Annotated in this window: 17 protein-coding genes; 3 read left to right on the top strand and 14 right to left on the bottom strand. The window is 65.0% G+C overall.

Annotated elements, in window-relative coordinates:
• Window positions 1-3 precede the first annotated feature (3 nt).
• The 13 genes from hisD to ACK4FZ_RS16705 all read right to left on the bottom strand — a co-directional run bounded on the left by hisD (window position 4) and on the right by ACK4FZ_RS16705 (window position 13,639).
• On the bottom strand, window positions 4-1,296 hold the full coding sequence (gene hisD / locus ACK4FZ_RS16765) for a histidinol dehydrogenase (RefSeq protein WP_409822933.1): 1,293 nt from the start codon (window positions 1,294-1,296) through the stop codon (window positions 4-6).
• A 54-nt stretch (window positions 1,297-1,350) separates the two neighbouring features.
• Window positions 1,351-1,992 (bottom strand): ATP phosphoribosyltransferase, encoded by a 642-nt coding sequence (gene hisG, locus ACK4FZ_RS16760; RefSeq protein ID WP_144370833.1) that lies wholly within the window; start codon window positions 1,990-1,992, stop codon window positions 1,351-1,353.
• Between the two features lie 30 nt (window positions 1,993-2,022).
• Complete coding sequence (locus ACK4FZ_RS16755) at window positions 2,023-2,772, bottom strand: flagellar brake protein (protein ID WP_409822930.1); 750 nt, start codon at window positions 2,770-2,772, stop codon at window positions 2,023-2,025.
• 44 nt (window positions 2,773-2,816) lie between these two features.
• On the bottom strand, window positions 2,817-3,410 hold the full coding sequence (locus ACK4FZ_RS16750; RefSeq protein WP_409822927.1) for an SCO family protein: 594 nt from the start codon (window positions 3,408-3,410) through the stop codon (window positions 2,817-2,819).
• Between the two features lie 168 nt (window positions 3,411-3,578).
• Complete coding sequence (locus ACK4FZ_RS16745) at window positions 3,579-4,247, bottom strand: SURF1 family cytochrome oxidase biogenesis protein (RefSeq protein WP_409822924.1); 669 nt, start codon at window positions 4,245-4,247, stop codon at window positions 3,579-3,581.
• The gene (locus ACK4FZ_RS16740) at window positions 4,247-4,369 is read right to left on the bottom strand and encodes a hypothetical protein (protein ID WP_409822922.1); all 123 of its coding nucleotides are present in this window, start codon (window positions 4,367-4,369) and stop codon (window positions 4,247-4,249) included. Before ACK4FZ_RS16740 ends, ACK4FZ_RS16745 begins: the two co-directional genes overlap by 1 nt.
• Window positions 4,369-4,857 carry a cytochrome c oxidase assembly protein gene (locus ACK4FZ_RS16735; RefSeq protein ID WP_409822919.1) on the bottom strand — a complete coding sequence of 163 codons (489 nt, stop codon included), beginning with the start codon at window positions 4,855-4,857 and terminating at the stop codon, window positions 4,369-4,371. The genes ACK4FZ_RS16740 and ACK4FZ_RS16735 overlap by 1 nt, the downstream gene beginning before the upstream one ends.
• A gap of 242 nt (window positions 4,858-5,099) precedes the next feature.
• Entirely contained in the window at window positions 5,100-5,738 is a 639-nt protein-coding gene (gene bioD, locus ACK4FZ_RS16730) for a dethiobiotin synthase (RefSeq protein WP_409822916.1), read from the bottom strand.
• Window positions 5,739-5,854: 116 nt separating this feature from the next.
• Window positions 5,855-6,658 (bottom strand): DUF2242 domain-containing protein, encoded by an 804-nt coding sequence (locus ACK4FZ_RS16725; protein WP_409822913.1) that lies wholly within the window; start codon window positions 6,656-6,658, stop codon window positions 5,855-5,857.
• A 312-nt stretch (window positions 6,659-6,970) separates the two neighbouring features.
• A complete protein-coding gene (locus ACK4FZ_RS16720; RefSeq protein WP_144370826.1) occupies window positions 6,971-8,761 on the bottom strand; it encodes a 2-isopropylmalate synthase in 1,791 nt (596 codons plus the stop codon).
• A 233-nt stretch (window positions 8,762-8,994) separates the two neighbouring features.
• The gene (locus ACK4FZ_RS16715; protein WP_409822910.1) at window positions 8,995-10,548 is read right to left on the bottom strand and encodes an enterochelin esterase domain-containing protein; all 1,554 of its coding nucleotides are present in this window, start codon (window positions 10,546-10,548) and stop codon (window positions 8,995-8,997) included.
• 89 nt (window positions 10,549-10,637) lie between these two features.
• Window positions 10,638-12,662 (bottom strand): TonB-dependent receptor, encoded by a 2,025-nt coding sequence (locus ACK4FZ_RS16710; RefSeq protein WP_409822907.1) that lies wholly within the window; start codon window positions 12,660-12,662, stop codon window positions 10,638-10,640.
• Window positions 12,663-12,712: 50 nt separating this feature from the next.
• Window positions 12,713-13,639, bottom strand: coding sequence for an alpha/beta hydrolase (locus ACK4FZ_RS16705; RefSeq protein ID WP_409822905.1), 927 nt, complete (start codon window positions 13,637-13,639; stop codon window positions 12,713-12,715).
• A gap of 139 nt (window positions 13,640-13,778) precedes the next feature.
• On the opposite strand from ACK4FZ_RS16705, the gene ACK4FZ_RS16700 reads away from it, so the two are divergent.
• A complete protein-coding gene (locus ACK4FZ_RS16700) occupies window positions 13,779-14,663 on the top strand; it encodes a helix-turn-helix domain-containing protein (protein ID WP_409822902.1) in 885 nt (294 codons plus the stop codon).
• Window positions 14,664-15,094: 431 nt separating this feature from the next.
• Here the strand turns inward: ACK4FZ_RS16700 and pssA are convergent, their stop codons facing one another.
• The gene (gene pssA / locus ACK4FZ_RS16695) at window positions 15,095-15,850 is read right to left on the bottom strand and encodes a CDP-diacylglycerol--serine O-phosphatidyltransferase (RefSeq protein ID WP_409822899.1); all 756 of its coding nucleotides are present in this window, start codon (window positions 15,848-15,850) and stop codon (window positions 15,095-15,097) included.
• A gap of 170 nt (window positions 15,851-16,020) precedes the next feature.
• Between pssA and ACK4FZ_RS16690 the strand changes: the two genes are divergently transcribed.
• Window positions 16,021-16,824, top strand: a complete 804-nt coding sequence (locus ACK4FZ_RS16690) for an AraC family transcriptional regulator (RefSeq protein WP_409822896.1) — start codon at window positions 16,021-16,023, stop codon at window positions 16,822-16,824.
• A 74-nt stretch (window positions 16,825-16,898) separates the two neighbouring features.
• A complete protein-coding gene (locus tag ACK4FZ_RS16685; protein ID WP_409822894.1) occupies window positions 16,899-17,399 on the top strand; it encodes a DMT family transporter in 501 nt (166 codons plus the stop codon).
• Window positions 17,400-17,545 lie beyond the last annotated feature (146 nt).

The raw sequence follows: 17,545 nt of genomic DNA, 5'->3' as shown, positions 1-17,545 counted from the left end.
TTTTCATTCGTCCAGGCGCAATTCAGCGGCGCGTGCGTGCGCGGTCAAACCCTCGCCATGCGCCAGGATGCTGGCGATCTTGCCCAGCTTCTGCGCGCCGGCGTGCGACACACGGATCAGGCTGCTGCGCTTCTGGAAGTCGTACACCCCCAGCGGGCTGGCAAAGCGCGCGGTGCGGCTGGTGGGCAGCACGTGATTGGGGCCGGCGCAGTAGTCACCCAGGCTTTCCGAGGTGAAACGGCCCATGAAGATGGCGCCGGCGTGGCGCAGGCTGGGCAGCCAGGCGTCCGGGTCGGCCACCGACAGCTCCAGGTGTTCCGGGGCGATGTAGTTGGCGATGTCGCAGGCTTCGGCCAGGTCGCGCACCTCGATCAGCGCGCCACGGTTGGCCAGGCTCTGCTCGATGATGGCGCGGCGCGGCATGGCCGGCAGCAGCTTGGCGATGCTGGCTTCCACGCGGGCAATGTAGTCGGCCGACGGGCACAGCAGGATGGCCTGGGCAATTTCGTCGTGCTCGGCCTGGCTGAACAGGTCCATCGCGATCCAGTCCGGGTCGGTATCGCCGTCGCAAATCACCAGGATTTCGGACGGGCCGGCCACCATGTCGATGCCTACCACGCCGAACACGCGGCGCTTGGCGGCGGCTACGTAGGCGTTGCCCGGGCCGGTGATCTTGTCCACCTGCGGCACGCTCTCGGTACCGTAGGCCAGCGCGGCCACGGCCTGGGCGCCACCACAGGTAAATACCTTGTCCACGCCGGCAATATAGGCTGCGGCCAACACCAGATCGTTCTGCTCGCCGTTCGGGGTGGGCACCACCATGATGATTTCGCCCACACCGGCCACCTTGGCCGGCATCGCGTTCATCAGTACCGAGCTGGGGTAGGCCGCCTTGCCACCGGGTACGTAGATACCCACGCGGTCCAGCGGGGTAACTTGCTGGCCCAGCAGGGTGCCGTCTTCGTCCTCGTAGCTCCAGGAATGCGCCAGCTGTTTCTCGTGGTAGCGGCGCACGCGCTCGGCGGCGGCCAGCAGCGCGTCGCGCACGTGGGCCGGCAGGCGGTCGTGCGCGGCTTGCAGCGCGTCGCGGCTGAGGGTGAGCTCGGCCATGCTGGCGGCGCTCATGCGGTCGAAGCGGTTGGTGTACTCGACGACAGCGGCGTCACCACGGGCTTTGACGTCCTCGCAGATGGCGGCGACAGCGGTATCGACGGCGGGGTCCTGGGCGGTTTCGAACGCCAGCAGGGCTTTCAGGCGGGCGTCGAAGTCGGCTTGAGTAGAAGACAGGCGTTGCATGCGTGCGGCTCCGGGGGCCGCGGCCCACCCCAAGGTTGGCCGCAGCGGGGACAGTTACGGCTGGACGGCGCCAGCGAAGGCATCCAGCACCGGCTGGATGGTGTCGTACTTGAGTTTCAGCGCCGCCTGGTTCACCACCAGACGCGAGCTGATATCGATGATGTGCTCGACGGCCACCAGGTTGTTGGCCTTCAGCGTGCCACCGGTGGACACCAGATCGACGATGGCGTCGGCCAGGCCCACCAGCGGTGCCAGCTCCATCGAGCCGTACAGCTTGATGATGTCCACGTGCACGCCCTTGGCGGCAAAGTGCTCGCGCGCGATCTGCGGGTATTTGGTGGCCACCTTCAGGCGGGCGCCGTGTTTGACGGCAGCGTCGTAATCGAAACCGTTTTCCACCGCCACCATCATCTTGCACTTGGCAATGTTCAGGTCCAGCGGCTGGTACAGGCCGGCACCACCGTGCTCGATCAGCACGTCACGGCCGGCAATCCCCAGGTCGGCGGCGCCGTACTGCACGTAGGTGGGTACGTCGGAGGCGCGCACGATCACCAGCCGCACGTCGGGGCGGTTGGTGCCGATGATGAGTTTGCGGGAAGATTCCGGCGCTTCGGCCGGCACGATGCCGGCGGCAGCCAGCAACGGCAAGGTTTCTTCAAAAATGCGGCCCTTGGACAGGGCAATGGTCAGGGTCATGGTGGCGTGCTGCGTTGCAATAGGTTGGCCTCAGCGTACCAGAGCACGGCGCTCCCGCTCAAGCTGCGCGATGTAGCGCTGCACCAGCGTCTCGCGTGGCGTGTTCATACCCTGGAACATACAACCCACACGCAGCATTTCCGTGCCATTTTTCATCTGCAAACGCATGATATGGCGCACTTCCACCCCCACTTGCAAGGTGCCGAACGGTTTCAGTTCGATCACGGCCTGCTGGTACACCTGGCCGGCTTCCAGCCAGTCGCCGTGCGACACCGGCAATGTCAGCGCCATGCCACCCAGGCTGATGTCGAACAGCGGCAGCAGCTTCTCGCCGCTGGCGTGGTCGACCAGCCGGCACAGCACAGGCTGTGCCACCGGGGTATGGATGCGGAAAAATTCGCGCCGCTGCAGCTTGATGACCTGGGTCGGCAGCGGCGATTCGAACGCCGGCGCGCCTTCAAAGCTGATTTCGCGCACCGGCCCGGTAGAAAACTGGGTCTTCACCCCCGCCGGCGCACTGACGAACACATTGCGCTCGCTCTGCAGCAGCATGCGGTTTTCGTGCTCCTTGGCGCCCCAGTCCAGCACCATCACGCCGCGCTCGGGGTCGATATCGAGCAAGCGGGTAATGATGAACGACTTGCCCTTGTTGGAGAACACGGTCACGTTCTGGCGGTGGTCGATGATGGTGCGCAGATGCGCCACGATCTCGGCCCGCGAGGACAGCGTGTATTTCGCCAGGTCAGCCGGCTCGCTGCCGGCGCGTTTTTCTTCAGTCACGATCACGGTTTCCGCACTATTGCCTGCCAGAATGACAGGCAATTCTAGCGCAACAGCTGCTGCAAATCATGGGCAATGTCCACCGCCGGCGTGCCGTACGGCACATAAACGCGCAGTTTGCCCGCCGTATCGAACAGATAGCTGCCGGCGCTATGGTCCATGGTATAGCCACCATCCGCCCGGTCCTGGCGCTGCGCCACGATCTTGTACTGCGCAGCCACCTTGGCCACTTGCTCCGCACTGCCGGTCAGGCCCATGAAGCGCTTGTCGAAAAACGGCACATAACCTGCCAGTACCTGCGGCGTATCGCGTTGCGGGTCGATGCTGACAAATAGCACCTGCACGCGGTCGCTGTCCTTGCCCAGCAGCTTCATCACCTGCTGGTACTCCAGCATGGTGGTGGGGCAGATATCGGGGCAGTGCGTATAGCCGAAGAACAGCGCCACCGCCTTGCCCTGGTAGTCGCCCAGCGCGTGCGGCTTGCCATCGTGGCCGGTCAGCGTGAACGGCTGGCCGAAATCAGCGCTGCTGATATCGGTGGCCTTCAGCGTCAAGGACGGCTCGGCCGGAGTACAAGCGGCCAAGGACAGTGCCAGCAATGATACAGCCAGCCATTTGGCAAACATGGATGTCATCATGGTTATCCGGTAACAAGCCTGGGTACGGCGCAAGCCAGCCCTCCCCCAGGCAGACAAAGACAAAGGGCAACGGCGGCCCGCAGGCAGGATACAGTAACTGTTAGGCGGGAGGTAAGCCGCCATGACGGCACGATACCGCTATCGCAGAGGTATAAGCTCGCGTACTGCTCAGCGGTGATGCCGCGGCCAACCCCACCACAACAACAAACTCAACAAAGCCGCCGCCAGCGACCACGCAGCCTGCCGGTAGTGCCGGCCCGGGTTCAATGCCGGGGTGACCGGCCAGCTGGCATAAGGGCGTAAAGCCGGGTCCAGCACCACCAGACCATCACGCAGCGGCCCCGGCAATTGCCGCGCCAGCGCGGCCCAATCCAGCGCGTCCACTTCGCCCGATAGCCCCACGCGTATGCGCATGCCCTCCGGCTGGGATGGACGCCCTACCCAGCGGCCGGTCAGGCGCCCTGCCGGCAGCGGCAGTTGCAACAGCGGCGCCGGCCGGGCCAGCCAGCCACGATCGATGACCACCCAGCTGCCATCCAGCAGTTGTACCGGTTGCCACTCGCGCACACCATCCTGGCCTTGCAAGCGGGCATTGGCCAGCCGTACCGTCTTGCCGCCCTCTCGCAGCGTTAGCCACACCCGCTGGCCCTGCGGGTGGGCACCCAGCTCGACTTCAGCCAGCGCCTGCGGTGGCAGGTTGGCCGCACGTGCATACATGGCCAACTGAGAAGAAGCCTGCATGCCCTGTTGCCATTGCCACACGGCCCACAGCAACAGGATCACGGCCAGCCACGCCAACAGGTGCCAGGTACGGGTTATCAAGCCAGACAGCGGCATCAGCTTTGCCAGTAGTGCCACAGGGGCAGCAAGAGCAGCACCAGCAGCACACCCAGCTCAATGGCCACTACCACCAGATCGGCAAAATGCCAACGACGGCGCGGGCGTTGCGATAAAGACATCACGCAGGCCTCCCTTGCAACAGGTAACTGAGGGTAATGCTGTGCAGTGCGGCTGGCAGCTTCTTGTCCAGCACCAGTACAACCGGGAAGCGGCGTGTCTGGCCCGGTGCAAAACGCTGCTCGGCGAAACAAAAGCAGTGCAGTTTTTGCACATAGGCCGCCGCTGTAGCCGGGCTGTACTGCGGGATCGCCTGTACCGTAGCGAAGTAGGGGCTGTCATTGCGCAGCTCGTACATCAGTTGCACGAACTGGCCGGGCTGCACCTGAACATCAGACTGCAGCGGGTTCAAGCGCCAGGCCCCACCTGGACTACTGCCCAGCAAATGCAGCTGCACGGTATGAGACGGCGGTGGCGCCAAGCCCAGCAACTTCACCGCAGCACGGTATAGCGTCCCCCCGCCCAACCACAACACCAGCAGCACGCACAGCAGCAAGGCCAGCTTGACCAGCAACAGCAGTGGCGAAAAAGGAGGAGGACGATCTGCCATACAGGCTCCGGCTGGAAACGGGGGCAAATGAAACTGCACGGGACAAACGGAGGGGTGTGGTGACAGGCAGACAGCATGAGCTATCTGCCTGTCGCACCCGGCATGCAAATGCCGGGGAAACTCGTGTTGGCCGGCGTTCCCGGAGGCAGCCTCTTGTGGCGGGCTGCTCACCCCGCAGCTTAGCCGGATTGGCCGCAAAAACAAGCGTGCGATCTGCTGCAGCGCAACAGCCAATAACAGTCTTAAGCAGACTCAGCAGCCGGCTCGTACGGCAACACCAGCAACGGCTCGCCCAAATGCTGCACCAGGGTCGCCAGATTGTCTTCAAATGCCAGCTGATGCGGCACCACACGGTTGGCCACCCAGCCGGCCAGCTCGCAACCGGCGGCACGGATGGCTTGTGCGGTCAGCAGCGCGTGGTTGATGCAACCCAGGCGCATGCCCACCACCAGAATCACCGGCAGGCCCAGGTGGCGCGCCAAGTCTTGCATCAGGCAATCGTCGCGCAGCGGCGCCAGCCAGCCACCCGCCCCTTCTACCAGCAGCACGTCACAGTCTGCGGCCAACCTTTGCGCATGTTCGGCCAGCACGTCCAGCGACACGCTTACCCCGGCCTCGCGCGCGGCGATATGCGGCGACACCGGCGGCAGAAAGCGGTACGGGTTCATCAGCGCGATATCGGTCTGGCCGGTGGCCGCGCACAGCCGCGCCACGTCGTCGTTGTGCCAGCTGCCGTCCGGCAACACCTCGCAGCCGCTGGCCACCGGCTTCATCGCCAAAACACGCAGGCCTTGCGCCTGGTAATGCTGTACCAGCTTCACTGCACTATGGGTCTTGCCGATTTCGGTATCGGTACCGGTAATAAAAAACGCCTGCTTCATGCTGCTCTTCCTGACAGAAAACACCGGCACTATATGCGGCCACGGCGGATAAACGAAAGCCCTGCGCTGCCGGCAAACGGCAAGGCAGGGCTTGGCGGACGGGGCACCAGCAGCAATCAGCTGCCCGGCGTCAGCACCACGGCAGGTGCCGCAGCCGGCGGCACGGCAGCCGCCGGCGCCGCCACCGGCACCAGCGCAGGCTGGGCGGCGGGCTGGGCAGCAGCTTGGGCCGCTGCTTGTGCGGCGGCCGCCTGCTCGGCTAGCTGTTTCTGCTTGGCCAGTTGCTCGGCCTCCAGCTTGGCGGCGCGCTCAGCCTCCAGCCGGGCCTTGATTTCCATCTCGATACGCAGCTTCTGCTCGATCTCGGCGCGCAGGCGGGCGTCGTCTTCCTGCTTCTGGCTGGCCAGTTGCTGCTGTACCAGCGGCACTTCCTTGGCAATGGATGCGAACATGCGCTCGTAGAACACCGGGTCCACCACGGTTTCGCCGCGCTCTTTGGTCAGGGTAGCGGTGGTACCGGTAGGAATGGGAATGGACAAACTCAGGAAACCTACCGAGGCGGTCTGCTTGGTTTCGTGGCTCTTCAACGTCACTTCCTGCGCGGCGATCCAGGCATCGGACGAATTGCCGGCGCCGGTGACGATGCCGGAGATGGTGAGCAGGGTATTGAGGTTGTCTTGCTGGTACTGCTTGGACACCACCAGTGCGTTGCTGGACTCGGCGTCTTTTTCGATGGCAAAACCCTGGCGCAGCGCCACGCGTTTCATCGCCTGGTACACCGCCTGTTTGGGCGCGTCGAAATGCCGGTCAAACGGGCCTTTGGCGTCGAAGGCTTCCTTCTGGTAGGCGTATTTGGTACCGGAACAGGCAGCCAGCAAGGTCAGGCTGGCCAGAACAACCACACGGGTGAGGGTACTCATGCTTTGCGTGAACCATATCGTTTTTGAATAAGCATGAAATTACCACGAAACAATCAATCGATTCATTAGTTAGCTATTTAAGACATGCCCGATATCAAGCGCTTAGCGGGATTTTGGCCTGCTCGCCACACTGGCCGTGCAACAAGCAAAACGGCAGACGCGACAAGGCCGACCTCGTGGGTCGGCTGTCAGCGCCTGCCGTGGTGGGGGCAAGGGCCAAATGGGGCGGCCTTGTGAGCCTTTGATCTTTCGCGCTGCGGCCAACCTGGCCCGGTAGGGTGGCCAGCCGCAACGCGTGCGCGCTCTTTGCTGTTACACCGGGCCTTGCGCGTGCACGCGCTCGGTCTTGCTGGACAGCTTGTTCAGTGCCGCCAGGTACGCTTTGGCGCTGGCGACGATGATGTCGGTATCGGCACCCTGACCGTTGACGATGCGGCCGTCCTTGGCCAGGCGCACGGTTACTTCACCCTGCGATTCGGTGCCCTTGGTGATGGCGTTTACCGAGTACAGCTCCAGTTCGGCTTCGCTCTTCACCACGCTTTCGATGGCCTTGAAGGCGGCATCCACCGGGCCGGAGCCGCCGGATTCGGCGCGCTGCTCGTTGCCGCGCTCCACAAACACGATCTGCGCCTGCGGCTCTTCGCCGGTCTCGGTGCTCACCTTCAGCGACACGAATTTGAAGTCTTCCTGTTCGGCGGCTACCAGCTGGTCGGACACCAGCGCGTGCAGGTCTTCGTCGAAGATCTCGCGTTTCTTGTCAGCCAGCTCCTTGAAGCGAGCGAAGGCAGCGTTCAGCGCTTCTTCGCTTTCCAGCACGATGCCCAGCGCCTGCAGCTTGGTACGGAAGGCGTTGCGACCGGACAGTTTGCCCAACGTCAGGCGGTTGGCGGTCCAGCCTACCGACTCGGCCGACATGATTTCGTAAGTTTCACGGTGCTTCAGCACGCCATCCTGGTGAATGCCGGACTCGTGGGCAAACGCGTTGGCGCCCACAATCGCCTTGTTCGGCTGCACCGGGTAGCCGGTGATGGTGGACACCAGCTTGGAGGCCGGCACGATCTGGGTGGCATCGACGCCGGTTTCCACGCCGAACACGTCCTTGCGGGTTTTCACCGCCATCACGATCTCTTCCATCGCGGCGTTGCCGGCGCGTTCGCCCAGGCCGTTAATGGTGCACTCTACCTGGCGCGCACCGCCCAATACCGCCGCCAGGCTGTTGGCCACCGCCATACCCAGGTCGTTATGGCAGTGGGCCGACCAGATCACCTTGTCGCCGCCCGGCGTCTTGGCGATCAGCTCGCGGAAGAAGGCCTCGGTGACGCGCGGTACGGCGTAGCCGACGGTATCCGGCACGTTCAGCGTGCTGGCGCCAGCCTTGATCACTTCACCGAAAATGCGGGCCAGGAAGTCGATATCGGAGCGCAGCGCGTCTTCGGCAGAGAATTCCACGTCGTCGGTGTATTCGCGCGCCAGTTTGACGGCCTTCACGGCGGCTTCCACCACTTCATCCGGCGTCATGCGCAGCTTTTTCTCCATGTGGATCGGGCTGGTGGCGATGAAGGTGTGAATGCGTTTTTTCGGGGCCGGGGCGATGGCTTCGCCGGCGGCGCGAATGTCGCGCTCGTTGGCACGCGCCAGGCTACAGACGGTGGAATCCTTGATCACCTCGGCGATGGCGCGGATGGCGTCGGCATCGCCCGGGCTGGCGGCAGCAAAACCGGCCTCGATCACGTCCACACCCAGGCGCTCCAGCTGGCGGGCGATACGTACTTTTTCTTCTTTGGTCATGGCCGCGCCCGGCGATTGCTCGCCGTCACGCAGGGTGGTATCGAAAATGTAAAGACGGTCGCCCATGTCTGGTGATCTCCATTGTGCCGCGGGTTGTGCCCCGGCCAGATAGTCGTTGAAATCGAAACGCTTGCCCTGATCGGCGGCGAGTTTGGCAAGCTTGTTCAGCTGTGCCAGCGGCAAAGTACCGCGCTCGCGCCATTTGTAGATGGCAGCACGGGACACCGGCTCATCGGGAAAGGCCGCCGTCAACGCTTCCGCGAGCGTACCGGGGCCACCAAAATCCTCGATTAGACGTTCGATGTCCAATTGCATGCTGCTGCTCCTGTCTTGTTATGGGTTCACGATACAAATCTGACGACAATCTGTCAAACATTGCCGTCAAAATAGGCCAATTCTGTGTTGCAAAAAGCTGTCCAAAACCAATTATTAGACATTTAGTCTAATTTTACTTGGCAAATGGCCAGAAAAGGCAGCGCGCCCGGCAGCAGCATGCCACTGCAGCTGGCACCGGGCACAAGCAGATGACCGTAATCGGACAAAAACGTCTACTGCAAGGCCAGCACCCCGTACGGCAGCGTGGCCAGCCAGTGCAGGCGATCATGGCCGGCGGCAAACTCGGCGTACTGCACCTGCGCCCCGGCCGCCGTCAGCACGTCGCGCAGGTGGCGGCTGCTTTCCAGAATGGGGTGACTGCCGCCGCCTTCGTACATGCCGGCCTCCAGCCGCCAGCGCACGTGGCGGGCCGTCGCGGCACGGGCCGCCTCGCGCATCAGCCAGCCCGGCTCCCCGCTCCCTTGCTGCCACTGCGGCTGCCACCAGAACGAGCCGGACTGCGCGTAGACGGCGCCGATCCAGTCTTGCGTCAGCCCGGCCCAAGCGGCGGCCAAGCCGCCGTAGCTGGCGCCGCTGATAATCACCTGCTCGCGACGCGGCAACAGCTGGCGGGCCGCCAGCCACGGCTGCAACGTGTGCGCCAGCCAGTGCCGGAACGCCGGGTTAGGCGGCAGATCGCGCCCACGCGCGGCAGGGCTGGCATTGCTAATCAGCACGGTCAGGGTTGGCCGCATGCCAGGCTGTTGCTGTAGCCAGTCCAGCGCCGGCGCCACCTGCTCGCGCAGCGCCTCGCCGTCAAACAGCAACAACAAGCCGTTTTCCGGCCGCCCGGCGGTGACGCCGGCTGGCTGATAGACGTCGATACGGTACTGTTCGCCCGCCTGCGCCGCCGGCAACCAGGCCTGCTGCCACTGCCCCTGCCCGGCAGCGGCGGCCAACCACGGCGCCGGCAAGGCCGCCGGCAGTGTCACCACCGAGCGGGCATCGAAGTCGTCCAGCGCCTGCGGCGGAAAGCAGTGCCGGTTCAGCGGGTCGCGCTGCGCCACCGCCAGCAGCGCCTCCCGGCGCCAGGCAGGTTCCACCGGCGGCGCGTCCGGCGCCAACTGGTAGCTCAAGCGCAGGCTGGCCGGCACGCGGTAGCTGCGGTACCACACGTCGCTGCCCGCCAGCCGCAGCAGCGGGTCGTGGCTGCCAGACGGTGCGCCCAGCAAGGTGACGCCGTGGCGGGCACCGCGCCACAGAAAGGTCAGCAATACCTCCTCGTCGGCCAGCGGCGGCTGTACGCCGTCACGCTCCTGCAGCGGGCTGCCCTGCTGTGCCACCTGCTGCCAGAATGCCTGACTCCCCATGCCTGCGGCCAACCTGGGCTGCCAGGCACGCAACAGCGGGCTGGCCAGCGTATCGCCGGCGATAGCTGCGGGGCCGACACGCCCGCGCTGCAGCTGGTAGGCCGCCGCTTGCGGCGCGCGCACTTCCAGCGTGCACGGCGCTTGCCGGCACAGGAACTGGTAATCGAGCACCCCGCCCGCCACGGCGGCAAAACGGCGCTGCACGCGGCCATCGCGCCCCAGCACCACCAGCCGCAAGCCCTGGCCGTGCAGCTGACCGAACACCAGCTCGCCGTCGGCCGCCTGTAGTGCGTGCCGTACCGCCTGACCGGCGGCCAGCGTACCGCTGATACTGCCTCCCGCCGGCAAGCGCCCCTGTGCCATGACGCCCAGTGCCGGCCACAGGCACAGCGCACCGGCCAATCGCCACCATGACATGGCTACCCTCCATGAAAAACACCTGCCGGCTGGCAGGTGCGAGGTTGAAGATGCCCCGGCGGACAAGGTTGGCCGCCGGGCCGCCCGCCCTAGAAGCGGTAGTCGACGTTGACGCCCACGGTACGTGGTGCACCGACGTAGAAGCCGGTGGTGCGCTTGCCCAGCACGATGGCTTCGTTCAGCGCGTTCTTCACGTAGGTACGCAGCGTGGTGTCGTCGTTCAGCGCGTAAGCCAGGTTGAGGTTGAGCAGGTTGTAGTCGCCGCCCATGGTGGTGCTGGTATTGGCGGTATCGGTGTAGTACTCGCCCACGTACTGCAGGTTGGCCCCCGCGGTCCAGCGACCCCACTGCTTCTTCAGCCCCAGCGTGGCGGTCAGCTCCGGCGCGTAGGTCATGTCCTTGCCGGCAATGCCGCCGGCACCGGCCGGCGCCTTGTCCACCTTGCTGCGCAGCAGGCCCAGGCCGGCGTTGATTTCCAGACCGCCGGCGATGCTGGTGGCGGCACTCAGTTCCAGCCCGGCCGAGTGTGCTTCCGGCACGTTACGCAGGCGACTGGCGTAGGTCATCTGGTAGTCGGTGTAGTCGTTGTAAAACAGGTTGGCGCCCAGCAGCACGCCGTTCAGCCGCGTCTTCAGCGCGTACTCGTAGGCGTTTACCTTCTCGCTGCCGTACTCGAACACCACGTTGTTTTCGTCTACCGACACCCCGCCCGGGTTATAGCCCTGGCGCAGGGTGAAGCTCATCTGCGTGCTGGGCGACCACTGGTGGCTGATGCCGACCTTGGGCAGCAGCACGGTTTTGCCGATATCGCCCTTGATCGGCGAACCGTTGTAGACGATGTCGCGGTTCTGCGTCTCGTGCTCGGCGCGCAAGCCGGCCAGCAGCGACCAGCTGTCGTTCAGCACCAGCTCGCCGTCGGCGTAGGTGGCCAGCGTGGTGACCTTGTCGGTGCCTTTGAAAGTGGTGGCGGTGGCGGTATGGGCGTTCAGGTCCTGGTCGCGCTGGTAGGCGTACACGCCCAGCACGCCGCTCAGCGCGCTTTGCGGGCGCTGGAATACCAGCCGGCCTTCCAGCGTGTGGTTCTGGTCGTCCAGCGCCAGGCTCATGCGCGACGGGTATTGCTCGAAGCCGATATGGTTGTCGCTGTAGCTGTACTGCAGGTGGCCGGTAACGCCGTTCTGGAAGTCGTATTCGGTGTCCAGCGTGGTGGTGGTGTTCTGCGAGTCCTGGATGCGGGCATTGCTGCTGGTACTGGCCTTGTAGGTGTACGCGCCCAGGTCCGGGCCGGTGATCAGGTTCAGGTATTCGCCCTGGTAGTCGCGGTGCGCGACGGTCAGCCGCGCTTGCAGCTGCGGCATCGACTTGGGCTTCCACAGCAGCTTGCCGCGCACATTGGTACGCTGCAGCGCCGACGGGTCCTGACCACCGGTAACGCCGGTGTAATTGATAAAGCCGTGGCCCTTCACCGCGTTGGCGGTCAGGCGGTAGGCCAGCTCGTCTTCCACCAATGCGCCGGACAGCATGCCGGCCACGTTGGCGCGGCCATCGGTGTCTTCCCAGCCCAGGCGCACAGCGCCTTCCTGCTGGAAGGTGGGGTCGTTGGTCTGCACCAACACCGCGCCGCCCAGCGCGTTGCGGCCCTGGGTGGTGGATTGCGGGCCGCGCAGCACTTCTACCTGCTTCACGTCCCACACGTCGCTGTCCAGGTACTGCTGGCCGGTCCATACGTCGGCTACCCCGTCCAGGCTGGTGCTGATGCGCGGACGACCGCCGCCAACAAACGAATAGAAGCCCACACCCGGGCCGGCCCCTTCCACGCCGCGGATGTTGACGCCACCCACCGCATTGAGGGTCATGTTGGGCACCATGGCGGCCACCTCGTTCACCGAGCTGACCTCGCCGGTATCCACCCGCTCACCCTGCAGCACACTGACGGCAGTGGTGGTTTTGGCCAGGCTGCGCTTCATCTTCTCGCCGGTCACCGTCACCTTGTCCAGCACGGTGTCGGTGTCGGCGGCGTGCACGGCGGCCGGCAACAGCATGGCGCTGCCGAACAGGATGGCGTACAGCGGGTTGGCCGCAAAGCGGGCCTTGGCGTGTTTGCGTTGCTTCATTGCTTTTTTCCCGAAATAAGCGGGGTGACAGGCCACCCCGTCACATGAAATCAGTGCGCGGGCGACGTGCCACTGCGAAAGGCGATGGCCAGCACGCGGTCGATGGCGTAGCCGGGCATCTGGCCGTGGTCGTGGCCGGCCACCACGCGGTAATCGGTGATCAGCCCGGCGCGACCGGTCAGCTGCGCCACCAGGGCGGCGGCGTTATCCAGCATGCGGTTCTGCTGCAAGCGCTGCTGCCGCGCCACGCTGGCGGCGGGGTCGAACGTGGCCGGCTGCTCGTCGCCCCCTACCCACAGCGCCAGCAGGCGTGGCTCGCCAGCAGGCATCGCCGCCGGCGGTAGCGACTGCAACACGCGGTCGCCAAACCACAGCGACGGACTGATGGCAAAAAATTGCTGGAAAGTCTGCGGCTGGCGCAGCAGCTGGTACACGGTGAACAGGCCGCCGTAGGAATGGCCGAACAGACTTTGCCGTGCCGGGTTGACCGGCAGGCGGCGGGCGATTTCCGGCTTCAGCTCGTCATTGAGGAAGCGGGCAAAGGCGTCGGCACCTCCGTGGCGTGGCGATTGCGCATCGCAAGGCTGGCACGCGGCAGGCGGCGTGTAGTCCAGCGCGCGCAAATCCAGCGTCTGGCTGAACGGGCGACCATAGCCGATACCCACCACTACGCCTGGCGCCGGCACCTGCGGGCCATGCTGGCGCAGACGGGCAAATTCGCTGGCCTGGCGCGGGTTGGCGCGATGAAACAGCGGGAAGTTGTCGTCGCCATCCAGCGCGTACAACACCGGGTAGCCGCCCGCCGGCGGCGGCAGCGCCGGTACTGACAGGTAAATGCGGTAGGTCTGGCCGGTATGGTGCGAGCGCAGCGCAAACTGGCTGGCGTCGGCCAGCAGCACCGGCTCGGCCGGCGCCGGCAACGCCGCCAGCAGTAGCAAGGGCGCCAGCCAGCGCCCCAGACGGGATCGGATACACATGGTTACCACCCAGCTTGTTGATAATTATTCTTATTACCAAGAAGTCTGCTAGTATCCCGATTTGTCCACCGCGCCGCTTTTGCGTAACGGGCAACATCGTTTGCGCCAGGGGCACAGAAGGAACCAAGGAGAAAACAGCATGCAGGGGCAGCCAGCCAGCGGCCGCAGCGACAGCGGCGACGTCGCCTGGGTACAGCACACCACACCGGGCCTGCACATCAGCGCCAACCGCAGCCGTGCCAACCCGCACAGCCACAGCAACGCCAGTGCCGCCGGCCTGCGCCTGATCGTGGCACTGCAGGGGCCGCTGCAGCTGCGCTTCGACCAGCAGGATTTCCGCCTGCAACCGCAGCGTCAGGCGCAGGTGCTGCTGGTCAACCTCAACGAACAGGCGCTGTTCCAGCGCCACTGCGGCCAACCCGGTGTGGAACAGAAAGTGTGCATGGCGCTGGAGCACGACTGGCTGGAACGCCACGGCCTGGCCGAGGCCGGCGGCCACGGCACGCTGGCCCGGCTGGCGCGCCAGCATCTGGCCGCCCGGCAATGGACCGCCAGCGCACAACTGACCCGGCTGGCGCAACAGATGGTGCAACACCATGCGGCCAACCCTTTGCTGACGCAGATCGAGCGCGAAGGCCTGGGCATGCTGCTGCTGGGCCAGGTACTGGAAACGCTGGGCGACACCCCGGCGCACGGCGCCACCCCGCCGCAACTGGGCCGGCGCCTGCAGCGGGTGAAAGACCTGATCGACAGCGGCGAGGGCGAGGACTACAGCCTGCACCAGCTGGCCGAACTGGCCTGCATGAGCAGCAGCACGCTGCAACGCCACTTCCGCCGCCACTTCGACTGCAGCGTGATGGACTACCTGCGCGGCCAACGGCTGGACGCCGCGCGCCGCCGCCTGCTGAGCGGCCAGCACAGCATTACCGACGTGGCGCTGAGCGCCGGCTACAACTCGGCGGCCAACTTTGCCACCGCCTTCCGCCGACGCTTTGGCCACCCGCCCAGCGCCTGCCTGCGCTGACGGCCATGAAAAAACCGCCCGTTGCAGTTAATGCTATTCAGTTAGTCGAATGTACTTGGCCATCAATTGGTAGAGCGTGAGTGAAGCGTCCCATCCCGTTGGCGCGAGCCGGTCAAAATGGTGCGCCCCAGGTTTTAAGACGCCGATTTGTTTGAGCTCCGAGCCGTTAGCGAGGGGCGAGTTCGGCGGCGCCTGGGGCGTGCCATTTTGAACGGGGTTTCGAGCAGCCCCGGGTTGCGGGGGAATGAAAAGGGGGCGGCAATCCGCCCCCTTTCCCGTCTGCCGGGCGGAACCGGCATGTAAGCAGCGTCCGCATCGCGGACACAATGCACTCTTCAAACACAACACCCCCCTTAGCAAAAAAACGCCAGTCAGCGCTAACTGACTGGCATTACCCGTTGCAGGGCGGTTTGTCCGGTAAACAGCCAGGCTCAGGCAGCCGGCGGTGGCGCCTTGCGCCCCAGGTTCATCAGCGCCATCACGTAGCCGGACAGCGCGTAGCAGACAAAGAAGCCGAACAGCACCAGCGGCGGCTCCGACATCAGCAGCAGCAATACCACCACCAGACCCAGCAGCATCACGAACGGCACGCGACGGCGCAGGTGCACCTCCTTGAAGCTCCAGTACTTCACATTGGTCACCATGGTGATGCCGGCAAATGCGGTAAACGCCAGCGCCAGCCAGTGCAGGCCGGGCAGTTGCTGGTAATTGTAGGCGTGGCAGATCCACACCAGGCCGGCCACCAGCGCTGCCGCTGCCGGGCTGGGCAGGCCGGTAAACCAGCGCTTGTCGGCAGTGCCAACCATGGTGTTGAAACGCGCCAGCCGCAGCGCCGCACCGGCGCAGTAGATGAAGGCCACCATCCAGCCCAGCTTGCCCATGTCTTTCAGCAGCCACTCGTAGGCTACCAGCGCCGGCGCCACACCAAAGCTCACCATGTCCGACAGGCTGTCGAACTCGGCACCAAAGGCGCTCTGGCTATGCGTCATGCGTGCCACGCGGCCGTCCATGCCGTCCAGGATCATGGCGATGAAAATGGCGACCGCCGCCAGCTCGAAGCGCTGGTTCATCGCCTGCACGATGGCGTAAAAGCCGGCAAACAGCGCGGCCAGGGTAAACGAGTTGGGCAGCAGGTAAATGCCCTGGCGTCGCAACGAGGGTTTGCCGGATAGCGGATCGTGGTGCATGGGTAAGCTTTTCACTCCAGGTTGTTGGCCGCAGTCTGATCTGTTAGGGTCAAAACTTGCCCGTCAGAAAACGGCACATTCTAAAACGCCAGCCAGCACGGCAAAAGGCCAAACCGCCAAAATGCCCGCCCTTCCCGGCCCTGGCGCGTCTTCCAGCCAGGAGCATGCCCATGCCCAGCCCGCCGGCCGCCATTCTCCGCCACCCGGACACCGCCTTCGAGCTGATCTCGCTACACGGCGCGCAGCGTTTTCCGCGCCACAGTCACGACCAGTACGGCGTAGGGCTGCTGTGCGAAGGCGCGCAGCGCTCGTTCAGCGGCAGGGGCATGGTCGATGCCCTGGCCGGTGACATCATCATGGTGAACCCCGGCGAAATGCACGATGGCCAGCCGCTGCATTGCCAGACACGACGCTGGCACATGCTGTACTTCCCGGCCCGGCTGCTGGAGGCCGCCGCCGATGCGGCCAACCTGTCGCCATTTGGCCAGACCCTGCTGCCCCCGGTCAGTCAGGACCGGCGATTGACCGCCGCCATCCAGCAGCTGACAGCACGGCTGCTGGACAGTGCGACGCCCGTCCTGGCGCGGGACGAGGCAGCAGCCGAACTGCTCAGCCGCCTGCTACGGTTTCCGCACGGCCAGCCGCTGATCGCATCAGGTCACGCCAATCTGGAACAAGTGCGACAGATGCTGTGCGACTGCCACGATGCTTCGCTGCGGCTCGCCACCCTGGCGGCGCAGTGCGACCTGAGCCCGTACCAGCTGCTGCGTCAGTTCCGCCGTCAATACGGCATCACCCCGCACGCCTACGCGGCACAACACCGCTTGCAACTGGCGCACAGGCTGCTGCACAGCGCCGCGCCGCTGGCCGACATCGCCCTGCAATGCGGCTTTGCCGACCAAAGCCACCTGACGCGCGCCTTCAAGCGCCAATACGGCTTTCCCCCCGGCCGCTACCGCCAGGCAGCGACCTAGCCTGCAATTTTGTTCAATACCGGCTAGCGGGCAGCAGGGTTTACTGGGCTTCCACCCTGCAACGGAGCCTGAACGTGAAGCCCACTTATCTGCCACCATTACAGCTGGTGCTGGCCATGATCCTGGCCGGCAGCACCCCGTTGACCAGCCAGATCATTGGCCATGGCCTGCCGCCGTTTACCGCCAGCGCCTTGCGCTTTGCCGTGGCGCTGCCGCTGCTGTACGCCCTGATGCGCCGGCAAGGCCAAGGTTGGCCGCGCCCGCCTGCCGGCGACCTGGGCCTGCTGGTCTTGCAGGCGGCCTGTGGCAGTGTCGGCTACACCAGCCTGCTGATACTCGGCATGCAGCAAAGCCGCGTCGGCGATGCCGCCGTGCTGACCGCCACTCTGCCGGCGGTCACCGAGGTACTGGGCTGGCTGTTACTGGGGCAACGCCCCGCGCCCCGGCTCTGGCTGGCGATTGCGCTGGCCACCCTCGGCGCAGCCACCTTGCAATGGCCCGGCAAGCAGCCTGCCGGGCAGGCGGGCGGCCTGCTGCTTGCCCTGCTGGCTTTGTGGCTGGCCGCTGCAGGCTGACGGGCATGAAAAAAGCCGGGTTTCCCCTAATGCCAGTCAGTTAACGCTGACTGGCATTTTTCGTTGGATATTTGTGTGCCCTGTTCTTCACCACTCGCGGGCAATGTCGGTCTGGTCTGCGGGGTGGTAGGACAAACAGACTCGAC

The sequence above is a fragment of the Vogesella sp. genome (assembly GCF_046297735.1).
GTDB classification, from domain to species: Bacteria; Pseudomonadota; Gammaproteobacteria; order Burkholderiales; family Chromobacteriaceae; genus Vogesella; species Vogesella urethralis.
The sequence above is the reverse complement of the archived record's forward strand: the minus strand, read 5'-3'. Positions and strand labels throughout refer to the sequence as shown.

Excerpts from the sequence above, each read along its gene's own strand:
- ACK4FZ_RS16715 (WP_409822910.1), bottom strand. The coding sequence starts at position 10,548 with ATGTCATGGTGGCGATTGGCCGGTGCGCTGTGCCTGTGGCCGGCACTG.
- bioD (WP_409822916.1), bottom strand. The coding sequence starts at position 5,738 with ATGAAGCAGGCGTTTTTTATTACCGGTACCGATACCGAAATCGGCAAG.
- hisG (WP_144370833.1), bottom strand. The coding sequence starts at position 1,992 with ATGACCCTGACCATTGCCCTGTCCAAGGGCCGCATTTTTGAAGAAACC.
- ACK4FZ_RS16705 (WP_409822905.1), bottom strand. The coding sequence starts at position 13,639 with ATGTGTATCCGATCCCGTCTGGGGCGCTGGCTGGCGCCCTTGCTACTG.
- ACK4FZ_RS16725 (WP_409822913.1), bottom strand. The coding sequence starts at position 6,658 with ATGAGTACCCTCACCCGTGTGGTTGTTCTGGCCAGCCTGACCTTGCTG.
- ACK4FZ_RS16750 (WP_409822927.1), bottom strand. The coding sequence starts at position 3,410 with ATGATGACATCCATGTTTGCCAAATGGCTGGCTGTATCATTGCTGGCA.
- ACK4FZ_RS16745 (WP_409822924.1), bottom strand. The coding sequence starts at position 4,247 with ATGCCGCTGTCTGGCTTGATAACCCGTACCTGGCACCTGTTGGCGTGG.
- ACK4FZ_RS16720 (WP_144370826.1), bottom strand. The coding sequence starts at position 8,761 with ATGCAATTGGACATCGAACGTCTAATCGAGGATTTTGGTGGCCCCGGT.
- ACK4FZ_RS16710 (WP_409822907.1), bottom strand. The coding sequence starts at position 12,662 with ATGAAGCAACGCAAACACGCCAAGGCCCGCTTTGCGGCCAACCCGCTG.
- ACK4FZ_RS16700 (WP_409822902.1), top strand. The coding sequence starts at position 13,779 with ATGCAGGGGCAGCCAGCCAGCGGCCGCAGCGACAGCGGCGACGTCGCC.
- ACK4FZ_RS16690 (WP_409822896.1), top strand. The coding sequence starts at position 16,021 with ATGCCCAGCCCGCCGGCCGCCATTCTCCGCCACCCGGACACCGCCTTC.
- pssA (WP_409822899.1), bottom strand. The coding sequence starts at position 15,850 with ATGCACCACGATCCGCTATCCGGCAAACCCTCGTTGCGACGCCAGGGC.
- ACK4FZ_RS16735 (WP_409822919.1), bottom strand. The coding sequence starts at position 4,857 with ATGGCAGATCGTCCTCCTCCTTTTTCGCCACTGCTGTTGCTGGTCAAG.
- hisD (WP_409822933.1), bottom strand. The coding sequence starts at position 1,296 with ATGCAACGCCTGTCTTCTACTCAAGCCGACTTCGACGCCCGCCTGAAA.
- ACK4FZ_RS16740 (WP_409822922.1), bottom strand. The coding sequence starts at position 4,369 with ATGTCTTTATCGCAACGCCCGCGCCGTCGTTGGCATTTTGCCGATCTG.